Below are 19,482 nucleotides of genomic sequence, written 5' to 3'. Positions count from 1 at the left end.
CTGCTATGCAATTGCCGGGCGGAGTTTTCCGACAGTGTCGCAACGCGCATTCATCATCCTGCTCATCTTGCTGGCGGTGGTTGTCGCGCTGTCGGCAGCATCGTTTCCCGGCGCGATGATCGGCTTCCTGTTCGGCATCACGGTCGCCTTCTTCATCGCGATACCGGGAGCAGCCATCGGCGATGCACTGCATCGCGCCGGCATTCCAGTGACGGGCGAGCAACTCGTCTGGGCCGCAGGCGGCCTCTACGCCGTGTTCGTCCTTGCCGCAGCCGTGCAGGCCTGGCTGCGGTTCCGGCGCGGCGACGTGGACGGAGCGCGATCAGCGGGGTTGCGGACGGCCATCCTGCTGGCGCTGCCGCTGATCGCCTGGCTGTCACTCAATGCTATGCAACGCAGCTGGCCCTGACCCCAGAGCAATTCCAGGAAAAGTGTAAGGCGGTTTTCCCGGGAAAGCGCATAGCGCTTTCCCCTGGGAATTGCGTCAAACAAGATCAGCTTCCGAAATAGCTGACACGGTCGAGATCGGCGATAAGCCCCGGGCCGGTCGGCAACCATTCCAGCATGGTCCGGGTCTGCTCGCTGGAAGCCGACAGATCCCTGCCGATGAAATGGCCGAGAAAGCCGAAATGCCCGGCCGCCTCCTCAGGGCTCTTGGAAACGACCGGCAGGTTCAGGCGGCGGCCGATGACCTCGGCGATCTCCCTGGTCGCTACTCCCTCTTCGCCAACCGCATGATAGCTGACGCCGCCGATCCCCTTCTCCAGCGCCCGCCTGTACAAAGTAGCAGCGTCGGACCGGTGCACCGCAGCCCAGCGATTCTTGCCCTCGCTGACATAGGCCGAGACACCCTTTTCACGCGCAATGGCAATCAGCATCGGCATGAAGCCATGGTCGCCGTCGCCATGGACGCTCGGCGCAAGCCGCACCGTCGATGCGCGCACGCCACGCGCGGCGAGCGCCACGGCCGTCGCTTCCGAAGCGCGCGGCATCGCGGCGGAGGTTGGCGCGGGTTTGTCGTCCTCGATCGCTGGCCTTCCCTGCGCAAAGCCCGCCAGTCCTGAGGTGACAAGCAGCGGCCGCTCGGAACCTTGGAGCACCGCGCCAAGCGTTTCGATGGCGCGCTGGTCGGCTGCGCAACTGGCGGCGAATTTCGAAAAATCGTGGTTGAAGCCGGTATGGATGACGCCGTCCGCTTGGGCGGCGCCGCTGCGCAGGCTGTCCAGATCCTCGATATCGCCGAGATGTGCCTTGGCGCCCGCGGCAACGATAGACTTCGCACCCGCTTCCGAGCGGGCAAGGCCAAGAACCTGATGACCCGCCACCAGCAATTCCCGCACAACGGCCGAACCGACAAAACCGGTGGCACCGGTAACGAACACACGCATGATGATGTCTCCTTGGATTTTCGCCGAAGGCCGCACAGGCGGCCCGCTTGCCGAAGGAGATAGGTTGTTGAGATCGTACGATCTATGCTGTAAAATCCGAGATATCTTCGCAATCGTCCGAGAACGCTTATGGATCCGCTGTCAGACGTGCTGTCGCTGCTGAAAGCGCGCAACTATCTGTCCGCCGGCCTGGAAGCCGGTGGCGACTGGGCGATCCAGTTCCCCGACCAGCAGGCCGCCATCAAATGCGGCGCCGTGGTCTCCGGCCAATGCTGGCTGTCGGTCGAGGGGGTTGCTGACGCGGTGCGGCTGGACGCGGGCGACTGTTTCCTGCTGCCGCGCGGCCGGCCTTTCCGTCTTGCCAGCGATCTCGGCCTGCCGACGGTCGATGCAAGCACGATCTTTTCACCGGCTCGCACCGGCGGCATCACCTCTTACAATGGCGGCGGCGAGTTCCTGCTGGTCAGCAGCCGCTTCGCTCTGTCCGGCGACCATGCCGGCATCCTGTTGCGGATGCTGCCGCCGATTGTTCACATTCGCGCGGAGAGCGACCATTCGGCGCTGCGCTGGCCGGTGGAGCGGATGATGCAGGAATTGCGCCAGCGGCGTCCCGGCAGCTTTCTCATCGTCGAGCATCTCGCCCATATGATCCTGATCGAGGCCTTGCGCCTGCATATGGGAGCGCGGGAAAGCGTCGGCTGGCTGTTCGCGCTGACCGACAGGCAGATCGGCGCCGCGATCGGCGCCATGCACGAGAACCCGGCGCATGGCTGGACATTGCAGACACTGGCCGAGCGCGCCGGCATGTCGCGATCGACCTTTGCGCTGAAATTCAAGCAGACCGTCGGGGCCTCGCCCCTCGACTATCTGACGCGCTGGCGCATGATGCTGGCCGGCGACAGGCTGATGCATTCGAGCGATCCGGTATCCGTCATCGCGCTATCGCTCGGCTACGAATCCGAAAGTGCCTTCAGCACCGCCTTCAAGCGCGTCATGGGCTGTTCGCCGAGACAATACAGCCGGCGCCTGGAGACGGACGCGCCTGCGCACGGCGAACGCGCGGCCGCCTGAAGCGGTGATCTCGCCGGATCGCCGTCCCTTACAGGCTGTAGCGCGAACGAAATTCGGCGAAGGACATCGCCAGATGGTTCTGGTCCACCTTGCCCGTGATCCCGTCGACGCTGCCCGAGTCGCTGAATTGCCAGATTGCATAATTGGTGAAGCCGGACGGTATCGGCGGCGGACTTGCGCCGTAGCGGGCGAGCCAGAGCGGGCAGTTGCCAAAGCCGCTCGGGTTGCCCAGCTGCTGCCAGATATTGGCGCGCGTATAGATGAACGGCCAGCGGCCGCCATGCGCGGACCGCACCGCCGCCACCCAATCCTTCGCCTTCTGGACATAGGCGGCCCGCGCCGCCGGCGTTGCCGGAATGAGTTCAATGTCGAGCGAGGGAATGAGGTCGCCACTGCCGAACGATACCGTGTTGAGGAAGGCATGCGCCTGGTCGGCGCCCGAAGCGGTGTTGCGCAGGAAGTGGTAGCCCCCCACCAGCAATCCCGCTGCCTTGGCATCGGCAACATTGCGCACCGCGAATGCGTCCTTGCTGGTCTTGTCGGATATCTTGACGAAGGTGAACTTGACCCCGGCATTGGCGACCCGCGTCCACTTGATGGCGCTGGCGCCGCTGCCCCCGGCCTCGTTCTGATAATGCGAAACGTCGATCCCCTCACGCGTCGGCATGCCCTTGCTCCCATAGCCAGGCGGGCGCCGAGAAATTCGGCGCGCCTCGTTCGTTTGATGCAAGCTGTAAGAACTTCCCCCGAAGCTCAGCGAACACTGGTGCGGAATAGAGAACCTGACTCTCTTGCCTTCGCTGAATTCAGACACATTAGCCCTATCTAAGCTCGCCTCTGTGAAACCCTTCACACAGTTCTGTTTTGCAGGAACTGGACGATCCGGTCGTTGACAGCGTCGGGCTTTGCGTCCTTCCACAACAGGCGGCCAATGGCCGCCCGTTTCGTTTCCGCCGGCAGGATCAATAGCCGTCGACGTCGATGACAGCCTGGGCAAAAGCCTGCGGCGCTTCCTGCGGCAGATTGTGGCCGATGCCGCCCTCGATGTTTCGATGCGCATACTTGCCCGAAAACTTGTTGCGATAGGCGGTCGGGTTGAGATGCGGCGCGCCATTGGCGTCGCCCTCCAGCGTGATTGTCGGCATGCCGATGACCGGGCCGCCGGCAAGTCGATTTTCCAGCTCGTCATACTGCGGGTCGCCCGCCGCCAACCCGCCGCGCCAGCGGTAGTTGTGAATGACGATGGCGACATGGTCCGGATTGTCGAAGGCAACGGCGCTGCGGTCGAACGTGGCGTCGTCAAAATTCCATTTCGGCGACGCCGTCTGCCAGATCAGCTTGGCGAAATCGTGCCGGTATTTTTCGTAGCCGGCCGCGCCACGTTCGGTGGCGAAATAGAACTGGTACCACCAGTCATGCTCGGCACTTGGCGGCAGCGGCACCTTGCCGGTCTTGATGTTGCTGACGAGATAGCCGCTCACCGAGACCAGCGCCTTTACGCGTTCCGGCCACAGCGCCGAGATGATACAGGCGCAGCGCGCGCCCCAGTCGAAACCGGCGAGGATCGCCTTCGGAATATTGAGCGCATCCATCAGCGCGACGATGTCCTGCGCGACCACCGATTGCTGGCCGTTGCGCATCGTCTCGGCGGACAGGAAACGCGTCGTGCCGTAGCCGCGAAGATAGGGCACGATCACCCGGTAGCCCGCCGTCGCCAGCAGCGGCGCGACATCGACAAAGGCGTAGATATCGTAAGGCCAGCCGTGCAGCAGAATGACCGGCGGCCCGTCAGCCGGACCGGCTTCGGCATAGCCGATCTCGAGAACGCCGGCCTTGATCTGCTTCAGAGCGGCGAAAGATGTGTTCGTCCCCGGCTTGACCGCGGGCAGGGTCGCCGCCTCTGCCGTGCCGGTCAGTGCGCCGGCCGAGCCGACCAGGCCAGCAGCGGCAAGGGTCAGGGCCGCCGTACCGAAGAAGCGGCGGCGGTCGTGGTTGATTTCGTCGGTCATGGGGTTCTCCTACTGAGTTGATACCGCTGGAAAGGATGGCCCGGGTGTATCTCCCATGTGTCCCCATCCGTTCGAATTGAAAGCGCATGTAGCGAGGCGGCGCCCGGATACACTGGGATACATTTCCAGCCGATCAGCACACATTCGGGATACGTCGCATGCCTCTTATGCGGATGTCGCTGGCCTCCGGGCCATTGCGGTTCAACGCGATCCTCCCCTAAGGACATTATCCCCATGACCACGATTGAAAAAGTCCTCTACACCGGCAAGACCCACACCACGGGCGGCCGCGACGGCGCCTCCCGCAGCTCGGACAGCCACCTCGACATCAAGCTTTCCCCACCCGGCACCGGCGCCGGCACCAATCCGGAGCAGCTGTTCGCCGCCGGCTGGTCGGCCTGCTTCATCGGCGCCATGGGCCTGGCGGCGCGCAAGATGAACATCGCTTTGCCGTCCGATGTCGCCGTCGATGCAGAAGTAGATCTTGCCACATCGGAGGGCGGCTATTTGCTGCAGGCCCGTCTCAATGTCAGCCTTCCCGGCGTGGATCGGGAAGCGGCCCGCGCTGTGGTCGACGCCGCGCACCAGACCTGCCCCTACTCCAAGGCGACGCGTGGTAACATCGGCGTCACGATCGAGTTGGTCTAGCTGGAAAAGAACAACGGCATGGCCGCCGGCAGATTGTCCCGTCTCGAGGATACGCTGCCGGCGGCACCTGATGCACTTTCCCCGGGGAAAATGTACTGGTGGCGTCAGGCGAAGAAAGGCAGGAAGCATCCACGATGGATCATGTCGATCACATCCTGATCGTCGATGACGATCGCGAAATCCGCGAGCTGGTCTCCGGCTATCTCAGGAAGAACGGCCTGCGCGCCACCGCCGTGCCGGACGGCCGGCAGATGCGCGCCTTTCTCGATACGGATTCCGTCGACCTCATCATCCTCGACGTGATGATGCCCGGCGACGATGGCCTCGTTCTCTGCCGGCAGCTGCGCGCCGGCAAGCACAAGGCAACGCCGATCCTGATGCTGACCGCGCGCAACGACGAAACCGACCGGATCATCGGCCTTGAGCTGGGCGCGGACGACTATCTGGTAAAACCCTTCGCCGCGCGCGAGCTTCTGGCTCGCATCAACGCCGTGCTGCGGCGCACCCGCATGCTGCCGCCAAACCTCCAGGTGACGGAGACCGGGCGTCTGCTGAAATTCGGGGCGTGGCGCCTCGACACGGTCGCGCGCCATCTTCTCGACGAGGATGGAACGGTGATTGCGCTGAGCGGCGCCGAATACCGGCTGCTCTGCGTCTTCGTCGACCATCCGCAGCGTGTCCTCAACCGCGACCAGTTGCTCAACCTGACGCAGGGGCGCGAAGCCGAGATCTTCGACCGCTCCATCGACCTGTTGGTCAGCCGCCTGCGCCAGCGCCTGCGTGACGACGCGCGCGAACCCGCCTACATCAAGACGGTGCGCAGCGAAGGCTATGTACTGTCGATGCCTGTCGAAGTGAGCGAACCGGGTTGAGCCCGATGGCAACATCGCGGCGCTTCGTGCCATGGCCGCGCACCTTGCGCTCGCGGCTGTTCCTGCTCCTGCTGGCCGGCCTGATCGTGGCGCAGGGCCTGTCCTTTGCGCTCTTGATTACGGAGCGCTTTGCCTCGGCCCAGACGATCATGTCCGATACGCTGGACAGGGATGTGAGATCAGCGATTGCCATCCTCGACCGCGTCCCCGCGGCGGAACGGGCGCAATGGCTGCCGCTGCTTGACCGGAATACCTATCGCTATGTGTTGGGGCCGGGACTGCCGGGCGTCCCCAAGCTGACCGGCCCCGGCCCCCTGATCGCCACGACCATCAGTGCAGCAGCCGGCCCGCGTTTCCCGGTGAGGGTCGAAGCCATTCCCGCCGACGGAGAGCGTCTTCAGGCGCATTTGACGCTGAGCGATGGCGAACCGCTCACCATCGATGTCCACCCCTCGCTGATGCCGCTGGCACGCTGGCTGCCCTATGTGCTGGTGGCGCAGCTGCTTTTGCTTGTGCTGTGCAGCTGGTTCGCCGTCCGGCTGGTGATCCGTCCGCTGGTCAATTTCGCCAACGCCGCCGACACGCTCGATCCGGGCAAGCCGACACCGCGCTTGAGCGAATCAGGACCTCTGGAGGTCGCGCATGCCGCGACCGCTTTCAATTCCATGCGCGAGCGCATTGCGCAGCATCTCGAAGAGCGGATGCAGATCCTGGCCGCGATCTCCCACGATCTGCAGACGCCGATCACGCGCATGAAGCTGCGCGCCGAACTGTCCGACGACACGCCAGGCAAGGAGAAGCTGATGCACGATCTGGCCGAGATCGAGAACCTCGTGCATGAGGGCGTGGCCTATGCCCGCAGCGCTCGCGGCAGCCTCGAAAAGCCGTCGCGGATCGACCTCGGCTCCTTCGTCGAAAGCCTGGTGTATGACTACCAGGACACCGGCAAGGCTGTCTCCGCCGGCGCGGAAATCGATGCCGCCGTGGTGACGCGCCCGCAGGCGCTGCGGCGCATCCTCACCAACCTCGTCGACAATGCGTTGAAATTCACCGGCAGTGCGGAGGTCTCGGCAGAGAAAGGGCCCGGCGATCACGTCGTCATCAAGGTGCTCGATCGCGGTCCCGGCATCCCCGACGACCAGCTCGAGGCCGTCCTGCAGCCGTTTTTCCGTCTCGAACAATCGCGAAACCGGGGCAGCGGCGGCGCCGGGCTAGGCCTGGCAATCGCCTATCAATTGTCGCTCGCCATCGAAGGCAGGCTCGAGCTGAAAAACAGGCCCGGCGGCGGACTGATCGCCGAAATACATTTGCCCGAACGGATGCAAGCGGGCCGCAGCGTATAACCGCAAACCGGTAGGTCTTCAGACCGCCCCACCCGATTGGTGCGCGGCAATGGCGCTCAGGAAAACCCTGCCGAACTCCTTGAGCTTGGCGGCGCCGACGCCGTTGACCTCGGCGAAATCGTCGAGGTCTTGCGGACGACGCTCGGCCATATCGATCAGCGTGCGGTCGGAAAACACCACATAGGCCGGCACCTGACGTTCCTTGGCCAGCCGCAGCCGCAGCGTCTTCAGCGCGGCGAGCAGCGACGCATCGACATTTTCGCCCTGGGGGGTCTGGCCGGCACGAGCCGCGCGCCTCGCGGCGCGGGTGCGCGTCTCGACCCGGTACTGGAACGGCACCTCGCCGCGGCCGAGCGCATGGCCTTTTTCGGCGATGGCCAGGCCGCCATGGCCGCCCGGGTCCGGCATCAGGAAACCGTTCGCGACGAGCTGGCGGATCAGCGACAGCCAAAAATCCTTTTTGTGCGCGGCGCCGCTGCCGAAGGCGGCCAGCCGGTGATGACCCCTGCCCGCCACCTTTTCGGTCTCGTGGCCAAGCAGGATGTCGATGACATGGCCGGCGCCAAAACGCTCGCCGCTCTGCGCGACTGCGGCCAGGATGATGCCTGCCTCGGCGGTGCCGTCAGCACTCGGCGCCTGTTCCAGGCAATTGTCGCAATTGCCGCAAGGGGCCGCCTCTTCGCCGAAATAGCCGAGCAGCACCTGGCGCCGGCACTCGGCCGTCTCGCAATAGCCGATCAGCGTGTCGAGCCTGCCATGCGAGCGGCGCTTGTGCTCGACGGCGGCATCCTCGTCGTCGATGAACATGCGGCGCATGCGGATATCGCCGAGGCCGTACAGCATATGCGCCTCTGCCGCCCTTCCGTCGCGGCCGGCGCGGCCGATCTCCTGGTAATAGGCTTCGAGGCTGCCCGGCAGGTCGGTGTGGAAGACATAGGCGACATCAGGCTTGTCGATGCCCATGCCGAAGGCGATGGTCGCCACCATGACGACGCCGGAAAGCGTCATGAAAGCGTTCTGGTTGGCGTCACGCGCCTCCTTGCTCATGCCTGCATGATAGGCGAGCGCGGTGACGCCGTTCTTCTCGAGGAACGCCGCCATCTCCTCAGTCTTCTTGCGCGACAGGCAATAGACGATGCCGCTCTTGCCCTGATGGCGCTCGATGAAGTTGAGCAACTGCCGCTTGCTGTCCTGCTTCGGCTCGATGGCAAGCTTGATGTTGGGCCGGTCGAAGCCAAGGACCTGCGTTTCCACACGCCCGCCAAACAGCCGCGTCTCGATGTCTGCCCGCGTCGTCTCATCCGCTGTCGCCGTCACCGCAATGATCGGCACATCGGGAAAGATGCCGCGCAGCTGCGACAGATCTTCGTATTCGCGCCGGAACGCCGGCCCCCATTGCGAGATGCAATGCGCCTCGTCGATGGCGATCAGGCTGACATCGAGTCTTGCCAGCGCATCGAGCATGCGCTCGGTCATCAGCCTTTCCGGCGCCAGATAGAGCAGGCGCGTCTGCCCCGACGCGACGCGTCGCCATGCCGCGACATTGGCGTCGCGCTCGATCGAGGAGTTGATCGTATCGGCCGCAACGCCGGCAAGCCGCAAGGCCGCGACCTGGTCCTGCATCAGCGCCACCAGTGGCGACACCACGATGGTCAGCCCGCCCTTGACCAGCGCCGGGACCTGGTAGCAGAGCGACTTGCCCGCACCCGTCGGCATGACCGCCAGCACGTGGCGGCCGGCAAGCAGCGCCTCCATCACCGAGGCCTGTCCCGGGCGAAAATCATCGAAGCCGAACACGTCCTTGAGGACGCGCCGTTTGGGATCGTGCGCCGAAACGCTCGTCGTCGATATCTGCATCACGGATGTTTTCGATCGGCCGCCCGAAGCAGCGGCATGGGGGCAACGATTAGCGCAGCCCCCGCCCGACCACAACAAGCAGCAGCAACATCCCACCGATGATTGACCCGGCTGGTGCCGTTAAACCTATCTTCACCTTGTTGCGGCACCGTCCAAACCCTGCGGCGATGTTTCGAGTACCGCTGCGCTATGAGCGCACAGGCAACAGACCCGCGCCTCCTTCGAGGCGCGGGTTTCCTGTTTCTGGGGCAGGCAAAGCAATTCCAGGAAAAGTGTGACGCGGTTTTCCCGGGAAAAGCGCAGCGCTTTCCCTTGGGAATTGCGTCAATACAAAGAGGCTCAGGCCAGGAAGTCTGCCCGGTGCGGGGTAAAACTGTCGACCAGGCGCCCGGCCTCCAGCGCTTTGACGCCGTGCACCAGGTTGGACGGCACGATGAAGCTGCCGCCAGTCTCGATGGTTTCGGTGCGGCCGTCGATGGTCACCTCGAAGCGGCCTTCGGCGACATAGCTGGCCTGGACATGCGGGTGCGAATGCAGGGCGCCGATACCGCCCTTGTCGAAGCCGAATTCGACCATCATCAGTTCGTCCGTGTGCACGAGAACGCGACGCCTGTTGCCGTCCGGCGTCGGCGTCCAGGCGCTCTCGCCGGGTTGCGCGAAAATCTTGGCTTCGGTCATGACGGTCTCCTCATCGCGCCAGCCAGCCGCCGTCAACCGGCACCACCGCGCCATGCATGTAATCGGACGCCGGCGCCAGCAGGAAGACGGCGGCGTCGCCAATATCTTCCGGCCCGCCCCAACGTCCCGCCGGGATGCGCGCCAGTATGGCGGCACTGCGGTCGGGATCGGCGCGTAGCGCTTCGGTGTTGTTGGTTTCGATATAGCCCGGCGCAATCGCGTTGACGTTGATGCCTTTGGCAGCCCATTCGCAAGCGAGCAGCCTTGTTATGCCGAGCGCACCATGCTTCGACGCGGTGTAGGACGCGACACGGATGCCGCCCTGAAAGCTCAGCACCGAGGCGATGTTGACGATCTTGCCGCGCCGCTCCGGTTGGGCCAGCACACGTTTGGCAAAAGCCTGGCAGAGAAAGAACAGCGTCTTCAGATTGACGTCGATGACGTCGTCCCAGTCGGCCTCGGAGAAATCGACCGCATCGGCACGGCGGATGATGCCGGCATTGTTGACCAGCCCATCGATCGGTCCGCTCTTTTCCCAGACCTGGTCGAGCATGGCTTTCGCCGGGGCATGGTCCGAGAGATCGCTCCGCACGGCCTCGAACTGTCCGCCGACGTCCAAGACCTTCTTTTGCGTGTCATCCATCGCCGAGCGGCCGACGCCGATGACAGTGCCGCCGGCGCGCGCGATAGACACGGCGATGCCCTGGCCGATGCCGGTGTTGGCGCCGGTGACAAGAATACGCTTGCCGGCCAGGCTGAAAGCGGACGGGCCGCTCAACGCAGTTCGCCCAGCGGCACCGGGTCGACGTCGGTGTAGTCGACATTGTCGCCGGCCATCGCCCAGATGAAGGCGTAGTTCGAGGTGCCGGCGCCCGAATGGATCGACCAGCCCGGTGACAGCACCGCCTGTTCATTGGCCATCACGACATGGCGGGTTTCGTCGGGCTCGCCCATGAAGTGGAAGACGCGCGCCGTCTCCGGTAGATCGAAATAGAGATAGGCCTCCATGCGCCGGTCATGCACATGGCAAGGGATGGTGTTCCACACCGAGCCCGGCGCCAGTTGCGTCATTCCGACGACCAGCTGGCAGGTCTTGACGCCATCGGCATGGATGAACTGGAAGATCGAGCGCTCGTTGCAGGTCTCCTTGCTGCCGAGGTCGAGACGCTTGGCATCGCCGATACGGATCAGCCGGTTCGGATAGGTGTGATGCGCCGGCGCGCTGAGCAGGTAGAATTTGGCAGGCGCGGATTTGTCGACCGAAGCGAACGTCACCTCGGTGCTGCCCATGCCGAGATAGAGCATGTCGCGCGCCTGCAATGGATGGGTCTCGCCATTTGCCGTCACGGCGCCGGCGCCACCAATGTTGACGATGATCAGCTCGCGACGGTCAAGGAAATTCTTGGTCCCCGTCGGTTTGATCGCTTCCAGCGATAGCGGTTCCGCAACCGGCACGGCGCCGCCGACGATCATGCGGTCATAGTGGGTGTAGGTCAGGCTGACGCGCCCCGGCTGGAACAGGTCGTCAATATGGAAGTTGTGACGCAGCTCATCGGTTCCCATGGACGCCGCGGCGACCGGATCTATGGCGAAACGCGAAGTGTAGTCGGTATGCGAGTGACTTTGAGACATTACTGCTCCAGCTGAATGGTTATTCGGTTTCCGCCGCCTTGACCGAGTCGGCATAAAACACCTGGCGAGCGTGCAGGCGCTCGCGGTAGCGCTGCTGGCTGGCGGTGAGATGGGCGCGCATCGCCTCGCGCGCCGCTTCCGCGTCGCCCGACGTGATCGCATTCAGGATCACCAGATGCTCGCGCTGCAGCCCACGCTGATAGCTGTCGGACTGCACCAGTTCGGTCGACCAGGGCGAGGTCACGTCGCAAGGAATGGCACGGCGTCCGAGCACGTCGAGCATCTCGACATAGAACGGGTTGTTGGTGGCGCTGGCGATCGCCCGGTGGAAGGCGAGATCGGCCGGACCGGTCGGCTCGCTGTTGAGCAACAGCCGTTCGAACTCGAAAAAGGCCTCCTGGATCGCCGCCTCCTGCGCGGCATTGCGGCGAATGGCGGCAAGTCCGGCCGATTCGATTTCGACCGCGAGGCGCACCTCGAGCACGTTGAGCGCGACCGAATCCTTGGCTCCCATATCGGCGGCGAGCGCCCCGAACATCGTCGAGATGTGCTCCGTGACAAAAACACCGGCGCCCTGGCGCGCCTCGACCAGGCCGTCGGCGGCGAGCTTGGCCAGCGCCTCGCGGATGACGGTACGGCTGACGCCAAAAGTCTCGGTCAGCTGTCCCTCGGTCGGCAATTTGTGGCCGGGCAGGATCTCACCGGCATGAAGCTGCTTGCGGATGGCCGCGACGACGGTCTCCGACAGTTTGGGTTTTCTCTCGACCCTGAGATCAACAGCGCTATCCGATGCCATGTCGCACCCCTGTTTGAAGACGCCTCATTTGCCCTATTTGAAAACGCTCGGCAGCCAGAGCGAGATCGCCGGAATATACGTCACCAGCCCGAGGACCACGATACCGGCGCCATAGAACGGCCAGATCGAGCGCATCGCTTCCCACACCGTGATCTTGCCCACGGCGCAGGCGACGAACTGCACCGTGCCGACCGGTGGCGTGTTGAGCCCGATGCCGAGATTGAGGATGGTGATGACGCCGAAATGCACGGGGTCGACGCCGTAATGCGTGACCAGCGGCAGGAAGATCGGCGTGCAGATGATGATCATCGGCCCCATATCCATGAAGGTGCCGAGCAGCAGCATCAGGACGTTGAGCAAAAGCAGCACCACCAGCGGATCGGTGGAGATGGCGTTCATGCCGGCGATCAGCAGCACCGGCACTTTGAGATAGGCCATCAGCCAGCTGAACGAGGCCGCCGTGCCGATGATCAAAAGCACCATCGAGGTCGTGCGCACCGCACCCTTGGTGGCGTGGACGAAATCGCTCCAGGCCATCGACCGATAGACGAAGACGGTGACCAGCAAGGCGTAGATGATGGCGATGCAGGAGCTTTCCGTCGCCGTGAAAATGCCCGAGCGAACGCCGCCAAAGATGATGCCGATAAGCAGCAGCCCGGGCACGGCGATGACAGCCAGCTGGCCGACGCGCGAGAAGCCGGGGAAGGCTTCGACCGGGTAACCGCGGCTGCGGGCGACGAAATAGGCGGTCACCATCAGCGAAGCCGCGAACAGCAGACCCGGCAGGATGCCGGCCGTGAACAGATCGGCGATCGAAATCTTGCCGCCGCCTGCGATCGAATAGATGATCATGTTCTGCGACGGCGGCAGAAGCAGCGCGATCAGCGCCGCCATCGACGTCACGTTGACGGCGTAATCGGCGCCGTAGCCGCGCGCTTTCATCTGCGGGATCATCAGCCCGCCGACGGCGGCGGCTTCAGCCACCGCCGAGCCGGAAATGCCGCCGAACAATGTCGCGGCGATGATGTTGACCTGGCCGAGCCCGCCCCTGACATGGCCGACCAGCGAGCCGGCAAAAGAAACGATGCGTTGAGCGATGCCGCCGCGCACCATCAGATCGCCGGCGAAGATGAAGAACGGGATCGCCATCAGCGAGAACGCCGACATGCCGGATTTCAATTGCTGGAACACCACCAGCGGCGGCAGGCCGAGATAGATGACGGTGGCGAAAGATGCGGCGCCCAGGCAAAACGCTATCGGCGTGCCGGCAAACATCAAAAGCGTGAAGACGCCGAACAGGATCCAGAGTTCCATCTAGGCCTCCTGCACGGCCGGCATTTCCGGCACCTCTTCGAGATTGATATCCTTGTCGATATCGACGCCCGACCAGCGCAGCACGATGCGCTCGGCCGAGAACAGGCAGATCAAGACGCCGCCGGCGACCAGCGGCAGATAGTCGAAACCGCCGGGAAGTTCGATCGCCGGAATGACGGTGTGCCAGGTCAGTCCGACCAGCTTGCAGCCGTACCAGACCATGCCGAAGCCAAAGCCGAACGCGATCAGGTCGGACAATGTGCGCAGCGCCCATTTGCTGCCTTTCGGCAGGATGTAGAGCAGCACGTCGAAACCCATATGGTAGTTCTCGCGCACGCCGACCGCGGCGCCCAGGAAGATGAACCAGTTCATCAGCATGATGGCGGTGATCTCGGTCCAGCTCGGCGACGCGTTGAGCACAAAGCGGAAGAACACCTGGTAGGCGACGAGCGCGGTCATGGCGACCAGCCCGATGCAGGCGAGATAGAGCGAATAGTCGCAAATTTTGGAGAGCACCGCGCTGAAGCGCGGCGGCGCGCCGCTCCTGGCATTTCCCGCAGTCATCCGATCCTCCCGGTCTTTCCGTCCCTCAGAAAACGAATGGCGGGGCGGCGCTGTGCCGCCCCGCCTTCAAAACTACTTGGTTGCCTGGATGCGCGTCGCGAGGTCCTTGAGTTCCGGCGTCTTCAGATATTTGTCGTAGACCGGCTTCATCGCGTCGATCAGCGGCTGCTTGTCGATCTCGCTGACCTTGACGCCGGCCTTCTCGACGATCTCACGCGACTTCTTCTCCTGCGCGTCCCACAGCTCGCGCATCTTGACGACGCTGTCCTTGGCCGCCTGGCGCACGATCGCCTGATCTTCCGGCGTCAGCTTGTCCCAGCTCGACTTCGCCATCACCAGCACTTCCGGCACGATCTGATGCTGGTCGACGGTGTAGTGCTTGGCGACCTCATAGTGCTTGGCCGATTCGAAGCTCGGCCAGTTGTTTTCCGCGCCGTCGATGACGCCGGTCTCAAGCGCCGAATAGACCTCGCCATAGGCCATTGGGGTAGCGTTGGCGCCGAGCGCATTGACCATGTCTACGAACACGTCGGACTGGATGACGCGGAACTTCATGCCCTTGAGGTCGGCGATCGAGGTGATGTCCTTCTTGGTGTTGTAGAAGGAGCGCGCGCCGGAATCGTAGAAGGCCAGACCGACCAGATCATGCGCCTCGAAGGCCTTCAGGATCTCGTCGCCGATCGGCCCGTCCATGACATGGCGCATCTGGTCGACCGAGCGGAACATGTAAGGCAGAGACGGCACCGCGGTTTCCGGCACGATGCCGTTGAACGGGCCCATCGAGACGCGGTTCAGGTCGATGACGCCGGTCTGCGTCTGCTCGATCGTGTCCTTCTCCTCGCCGAGCTGCGCCGAATGATAGACCTCGACCGAATAACGGCCGGCGGTGCGCTCCTTGATCAGCTCGCCCATATATTTCACCGCCTCGACGGTCGGATAGCCGTCGGGATGGGTGTCGGCCGAGCGCAGCACGGTCTGGGCGCCGGCAGCGCCGATCATCAGCGAGCCGAAGGCGAATGTGGCTGCCATCAGTTTTGAAAAATGCAACATGACTGTCTTCCTCCCTTTAAAAATTCACGACGCCCGGCTCAAAGCCGGTACGCCTTCTTGGCAAGCGTGTAGGCAAGCTCCGGCGCCAGCTGATGCGCCTCGTCCTCACGCAGCCGGTGCTCGGCGACGAGGCGGGCGAGAAACGCGCAGTCGACCCGGCGCGCCACATCGTGGCGAGCGGGTATCGATGGAAAGGCACGGGTGTCGTCGTTGAAGCCGACGGTGTTGTAGAAGCCGGCGGTCTCGGTGGTCATCTCGCGGAAGCGGCGCATGCCTTCCGGGCTGTCATGGAACCACCAGGCCGGCCCGAGCTTCAGCGCCGGATAGACGCCGGCGAGCGGCGCGAGTTCGCGCGCATAACTGGTCTCGTCGAGCGTGAACAGGATGATGGAGAGGTCGCGCTCCAGCCCGACGCAGTCGAGCAGAGGTTTGAGCGCCGCCGCATAATCGGTGCGGGTCGGAATGTCGAAGCCCTTGTCACGGCCGAATTTCTGGAAAATGCCGGGCGAATGGTTGCGCCAAGAACCGGGATGGATCTGCATCACCAGCCCGTCGTCACGGCTCATCTTGGCCATTTCGGTCAGCATCTGGGCGCGAAACAGCTTACGCTCGCGCTCGTCGTCGGAGCCGCGGCGGATGCGGTTGAACAGCTCTTCCGCCGCCGCATCGGAAAGATTGGCGGTCTCGGCCGTCGGATGGCCATGGTCGGACGAGGTCGCGCCAAAACTCCTGAAGAAGGCGCGACGCTGGCGATGCGCATCGAGATAGCCGGACCATGTGCCGGTATCGCAGCCGCTGATCTCGCCGAGACGGTCGAGATTGGCCGAAAATCCTTCGAAGTCGGGATCGACGACCGCATCCGGCCGGTAGGCGGTGACGACGCGCCCCTGCCAGCCGCTGTCGCGGATCGTCTTGTGCCATTGGAGATCGTCGAGCGCACCCTCGGTCGTCGCGATGACCTCGATGTTGAAGCGCTCGAACAGCGCGCGCGGACGATAGTCGTCGCGCTGCAGCAGGCCGGCTATGGTGTCGTAATGGCGGTCGGCGGTCTCAGGGCCGAGCGGCTCGTCTATGCCGAACAGATGCTCCAGCACATGGTCGAGCCACAGCCGCGTCGGCGTACCGCGGAAGAGGTAATAGTGCTCGGCAAAGCGCCGCCAGATGGCGCGGCCGTCCGCCTCGACAGCCGAACCGTCGAGCGGCGATATGCCGAGATCCTCCAACCGTACGCCCTGGCTGAACAGCATGCGGAAAATGTAGTGGTCGGGCACGACCAGCAATTGCGCCGGGTCGGGGAACGGCTCGTTCTCCGCATACCAGCGCGGATCGGTATGGCCGTGCGGGCTGACGATGGGCAGGTTCTTGACCCCGGCATAGAGATCGCGCGCGATCGAAAGCGCTCGGCCTTCGGCGGCAAACAGCAGATCCGGGTTGGTCAATCCTGCCACGTCACTCCTCCCAAGGGCGCTATCGGTAGGATCGGAAAGAAGTAATGTCAACATACAAAAATCGGATTGTTGTATGATGACTTTTAGCGGACGCCGAGTCATTGTGCGGCAGGAGAACGGATGTTACGCCGCTAGCCTCCCGACCGAAGCCGAGCCCAACAACCCAAGCCCAACAAAGCCAAACCATGACAAGCAGACGCCTTTCCAGCGCCACGGTTCAGTCCTTGCCGACCTCGGTCGCGATTCCGGCCTATGACCGCGCCAGTGTCGCCCCAGGCATCGTCCATCTCGGCGTCGGCGCCTTTCACCGCGCCCATCAGGCAGCCTATGTCGATGACTGCCTGGCGGCCGGCGAGACCGGCTGGGGTATCATCGGCGTCTCGCTGCGCAGCTCCGACACGCGCGATGCGCTGACGCCACAGGATGGGCTCTACACGCTGGCGGTGCGTGGCAGCGACGGTGAGGCGCTTCAAATCATCGGCTCGATCCAGTCGATGCTGGTGGCGCCGGAAGATCCCGGCGCGGTGCTGGCCGCGCTGACCGATCCGCGCACCCGCATCGTGACCCTGACCATCACCGAAAAGGCCTATTTGAGAGCAGCCGACGGCAGCCTCGACGAAAAACATCCCGATATCGTCCACGATCTGGCCAATCCTCGATCGCCAAAGACCGCGCACGGCTTCCTGGCCGAGTCGCTGGCGCGCCGCCGCGCCGCCGGCACGCCGCCTTTCACCGTGCTGTGCTGCGACAACCTGCCGGCCAACGGCGCCACGCTGCACCGGTTGCTGGTCGCCTTCGCGAAACTGCGCGATGCCCGGGCCTCTGCATCGGGCAATGCCGTGCTCGCCAACCATATCGCCGACCAGGTCGCGTTTCCGTCAAGCATGGTCGACCGCATCGTGCCGGCAACCACCGATGCCGACCGGGCGCGCATCGCCGGCGAACTTGGCGTCGCGGACGCCTGGCCGGTGATGACCGAACCGTTCCGGCAATGGGTGATCGAGGACCATTTTCCGGCGGGACGACCGGCCTGGGAAAAATTCGGCGTCACCATGGTCGAGGATGTCGGCCCGTTCGAGGACATGAAGCTCAGGCTGCTCAACGGCGCCCATTCGGGGATCGCTTATCTCGGCCTGCTCAGCGGCCACGCCACCGTCGACCGCGCCTTCGCTGACCCCGCGATCCGTGAATTCGTCGACCGGCTCTGGGCCGAGGCGATCCCCACCTTGCCTGGGGATGCCGGGCTCGACACATCAGCTTACACGGCCGAACTTACTGAGCGTTTCTCCAACACGGCACTCGCCCACCGCACGGCGCAGATCGCCAATGACGGCAGCCAGAAATTGCCGCAGCGCATTGTCGCTGCCGCCATCGAGCGCATCCAGGCCGGAATGGTGCCGGAACATCTGACGCTGGTGATCGCCGGCTGGATCGCCGCCTGCGAGGCGCGCGGCAAAAGCTTGCCGGAGGCCCACTTCACCGATCCGCTTGACGCCGCACTGGCCGCGCTCGACGAGCGGCGCACGCTGGAACGTGTAGCGGCGGTGTTCGACCTCGCCGGCTTCGCCAGCGGCAAGCCCGAGAAGCAGACGCTGATCGACTTGGTCGCCGCCCATCGCGTCCATATCCGCCAGGGCGGGATAGCGCTTGCGCTCGCCGCGCTCGGCATACCGGAAAAGACCACGTTAAGCTGACCGGTTCCGGCCGCTTCAGGTCTACTGTCCAGCCGGATCGTTCAGCACCTGCCGCGATGAATACTCCGTGCCTTTCGAATTCCAGAACAGCTGCACGGCTTTGCCGACAAGGTTTTCGTACGGAACGAAACCGACACTGAAGCGGCTGTCGGAGGCATTGTCCCGGTTGTCGCCAAGCACGAAATAGTGACCTTCAGGCACCTCATACAGCCGCGTGTTGTCGCCAATCGAACTGTCTGTCAGGTCGAGAACGAAATGGGTGACACCGCCCGGCAGCGTCTCTCGCTGAAGTTTGACCGGCTTCGACATTTCCTCATAGGGGAAAGTGCCGGCATCCTCGAGCACGACCGCTACATCGTTGATGTGCAGCACGCCGTTGACCATCTGGATCTTTTCGCCGGGAAGGCCAACGATCCGTTGTATGTAGTCCACGCTCGGGTCAGGCGGGAATTTGAACACCACGACATCTCCCCTTTTCGGCTCCTGCCCATACGCGCGTCCCTCGATCGGCGGCAGGTTGAACGGCGCGCTGTAGCGGCTGTAGCCGTATGCGGATTTGGAGACGAACAGATGGTCGCCGTCCTGCAGTGTCGGCACCATGCTGCTGGATGGAATTGAGAATGGCTGGAACAGGAAGGTGCGGATCAAAAGCGCGGCCACCGGAGAAGAGAGAAGGACGAACGCCAGAACCCAGGCGCCATGCGCATACCACCGGTTCGGTGTGTAGCGTGATGCGAAAGGCACAACGAGCGCCGCCCATAAGACCATCAGACCAAGTCCTGAAAGGTCCACCAGCCCGGTGAGATTGACGCCCGGCAGCACCGGAAACCCGATATAGATCACGGCAAAGCTGATGGCGCTGATCACCACCAGGCTGGCAATCGCGAGCCAGCCGGCGCCGATCCACAGAAACCCGCCGAACGGACCGCCAAAGGCCGCGATCAGGGCCGACGTCCACAGGGATCGCGAGGCCGTTTCTGGTTGCGCTGCTTGTTCCGTCATCGGCCACCCCTCAATGCCAGGCAGCCGGACTGTCCAACAAACAGAAAACCGAGGCAAGTCCCGCCCCGACTTGTACCGCCACAGCCAAATCGCGATTCCGCCCGACCCAAGAAAGC

The 19,482-nt window shown here is 63.8% G+C and carries 19 protein-coding genes; 6 read left to right on the top strand and 13 right to left on the bottom strand.

Annotation, left to right across the window (positions count from 1 at the left end):
- The first annotated feature begins 34 nt into the window (after positions 1-34).
- Positions 35-409: a hypothetical protein gene (locus AC1DZ8_RS06715; RefSeq protein ID WP_477310061.1), complete on the top strand. Its 375-nt coding sequence runs from the start codon at positions 35-37 to the stop codon at positions 407-409.
- 85 nt (positions 410-494) lie between these two features.
- Here the strand turns inward: AC1DZ8_RS06715 and AC1DZ8_RS06710 are convergent, their stop codons facing one another.
- Positions 495-1,388, bottom strand: a complete 894-nt coding sequence (locus tag AC1DZ8_RS06710; protein ID WP_477310059.1) for an SDR family oxidoreductase — start codon at positions 1,386-1,388, stop codon at positions 495-497.
- Between the two features lie 129 nt (positions 1,389-1,517).
- Here AC1DZ8_RS06710 and AC1DZ8_RS06705 point away from each other — a divergent pair, with 129 nt between their 5' ends.
- Complete coding sequence (locus tag AC1DZ8_RS06705) at positions 1,518-2,459, top strand: AraC family transcriptional regulator (RefSeq protein ID WP_477310057.1); 942 nt, start codon at positions 1,518-1,520, stop codon at positions 2,457-2,459.
- Positions 2,460-2,487: 28 nt separating this feature from the next.
- Here AC1DZ8_RS06705 and AC1DZ8_RS06700 read toward each other — a convergent pair whose 3' ends face one another.
- Together AC1DZ8_RS06700 and AC1DZ8_RS06695 are read right to left on the bottom strand one after the other, a co-directional pair.
- Positions 2,488-3,126: a glycoside hydrolase family 25 protein gene (locus AC1DZ8_RS06700; RefSeq protein WP_477310055.1), complete on the bottom strand. Its 639-nt coding sequence runs from the start codon at positions 3,124-3,126 to the stop codon at positions 2,488-2,490.
- Positions 3,127-3,421: 295 nt separating this feature from the next.
- Positions 3,422-4,468 carry an alpha/beta fold hydrolase gene (locus tag AC1DZ8_RS06695; RefSeq protein WP_477310053.1) on the bottom strand — a complete coding sequence of 349 codons (1,047 nt, stop codon included), beginning with the start codon at positions 4,466-4,468 and terminating at the stop codon, positions 3,422-3,424.
- A 234-nt stretch (positions 4,469-4,702) separates the two neighbouring features.
- Here AC1DZ8_RS06695 and AC1DZ8_RS06690 point away from each other — a divergent pair, with 234 nt between their 5' ends.
- The 3 genes from AC1DZ8_RS06690 to AC1DZ8_RS06680 all read left to right on the top strand — a co-directional run bounded on the left by AC1DZ8_RS06690 (position 4,703) and on the right by AC1DZ8_RS06680 (position 7,331).
- On the top strand, positions 4,703-5,116 hold the full coding sequence (locus tag AC1DZ8_RS06690) for an organic hydroperoxide resistance protein (RefSeq protein WP_477310051.1): 414 nt from the start codon (positions 4,703-4,705) through the stop codon (positions 5,114-5,116).
- A gap of 134 nt (positions 5,117-5,250) precedes the next feature.
- Entirely contained in the window at positions 5,251-5,988 is a 738-nt protein-coding gene (locus tag AC1DZ8_RS06685; protein ID WP_477310049.1) for a response regulator, read from the top strand.
- Positions 5,989-5,993: 5 nt separating this feature from the next.
- Complete coding sequence (locus AC1DZ8_RS06680; RefSeq protein WP_477310047.1) at positions 5,994-7,331, top strand: ATP-binding protein; 1,338 nt, start codon at positions 5,994-5,996, stop codon at positions 7,329-7,331.
- Between the two features lie 18 nt (positions 7,332-7,349).
- On the opposite strand, the gene recQ is transcribed toward AC1DZ8_RS06680, so the two are convergent.
- The 9 genes from recQ to uxaC form a co-directional block, all read right to left on the bottom strand.
- Complete coding sequence (gene recQ, locus AC1DZ8_RS06675) at positions 7,350-9,188, bottom strand: DNA helicase RecQ (RefSeq protein WP_477310093.1); 1,839 nt, start codon at positions 9,186-9,188, stop codon at positions 7,350-7,352.
- A gap of 339 nt (positions 9,189-9,527) precedes the next feature.
- A complete protein-coding gene (locus AC1DZ8_RS06670; RefSeq protein ID WP_477400559.1) occupies positions 9,528-9,866 on the bottom strand; it encodes a cupin domain-containing protein in 339 nt (112 codons plus the stop codon).
- A gap of 10 nt (positions 9,867-9,876) precedes the next feature.
- Positions 9,877-10,644, bottom strand: coding sequence for a 2-dehydro-3-deoxy-D-gluconate 5-dehydrogenase KduD (gene kduD / locus AC1DZ8_RS06665; protein ID WP_477309773.1), 768 nt, complete (start codon positions 10,642-10,644; stop codon positions 9,877-9,879).
- Entirely contained in the window at positions 10,641-11,498 is an 858-nt protein-coding gene (gene kduI, locus AC1DZ8_RS06660; protein WP_477309774.1) for a 5-dehydro-4-deoxy-D-glucuronate isomerase, read from the bottom strand. Before kduI ends, kduD begins: the two co-directional genes overlap by 4 nt.
- A gap of 19 nt (positions 11,499-11,517) precedes the next feature.
- On the bottom strand, positions 11,518-12,294 hold the full coding sequence (locus tag AC1DZ8_RS06655) for a FadR/GntR family transcriptional regulator (protein ID WP_192252646.1): 777 nt from the start codon (positions 12,292-12,294) through the stop codon (positions 11,518-11,520).
- 33 nt (positions 12,295-12,327) lie between these two features.
- The gene (locus AC1DZ8_RS06650; protein ID WP_352741751.1) at positions 12,328-13,608 is read right to left on the bottom strand and encodes a TRAP transporter large permease; all 1,281 of its coding nucleotides are present in this window, start codon (positions 13,606-13,608) and stop codon (positions 12,328-12,330) included.
- The gene (locus tag AC1DZ8_RS06645; RefSeq protein WP_477309775.1) at positions 13,609-14,172 is read right to left on the bottom strand and encodes a TRAP transporter small permease; all 564 of its coding nucleotides are present in this window, start codon (positions 14,170-14,172) and stop codon (positions 13,609-13,611) included. It lies immediately after the preceding gene.
- Between the two features lie 72 nt (positions 14,173-14,244).
- Complete coding sequence (locus AC1DZ8_RS06640) at positions 14,245-15,222, bottom strand: TRAP transporter substrate-binding protein (protein ID WP_477400556.1); 978 nt, start codon at positions 15,220-15,222, stop codon at positions 14,245-14,247.
- Positions 15,223-15,260: 38 nt separating this feature from the next.
- The gene (uxaC, locus tag AC1DZ8_RS06635) at positions 15,261-16,670 is read right to left on the bottom strand and encodes a glucuronate isomerase (protein ID WP_477309777.1); all 1,410 of its coding nucleotides are present in this window, start codon (positions 16,668-16,670) and stop codon (positions 15,261-15,263) included.
- 185 nt (positions 16,671-16,855) lie between these two features.
- Between uxaC and AC1DZ8_RS06630 the strand changes: the two genes are divergently transcribed.
- Positions 16,856-18,364, top strand: coding sequence for a mannitol dehydrogenase family protein (locus AC1DZ8_RS06630; protein ID WP_477309778.1), 1,509 nt, complete (start codon positions 16,856-16,858; stop codon positions 18,362-18,364).
- A gap of 21 nt (positions 18,365-18,385) precedes the next feature.
- Here AC1DZ8_RS06630 and lepB read toward each other — a convergent pair whose 3' ends face one another.
- On the bottom strand, positions 18,386-19,132 hold the full coding sequence (gene lepB, locus AC1DZ8_RS06625; RefSeq protein ID WP_477309794.1) for a signal peptidase I: 747 nt from the start codon (positions 19,130-19,132) through the stop codon (positions 18,386-18,388).
- Positions 19,133-19,482 lie beyond the last annotated feature (350 nt).

It is taken from the genome of Mesorhizobium sp. P2_F7, from assembly GCF_056403695.1.
The sequence above is the reverse complement of the archived record's forward strand: the minus strand, read 5'-3'. Positions and strand labels throughout refer to the sequence as shown.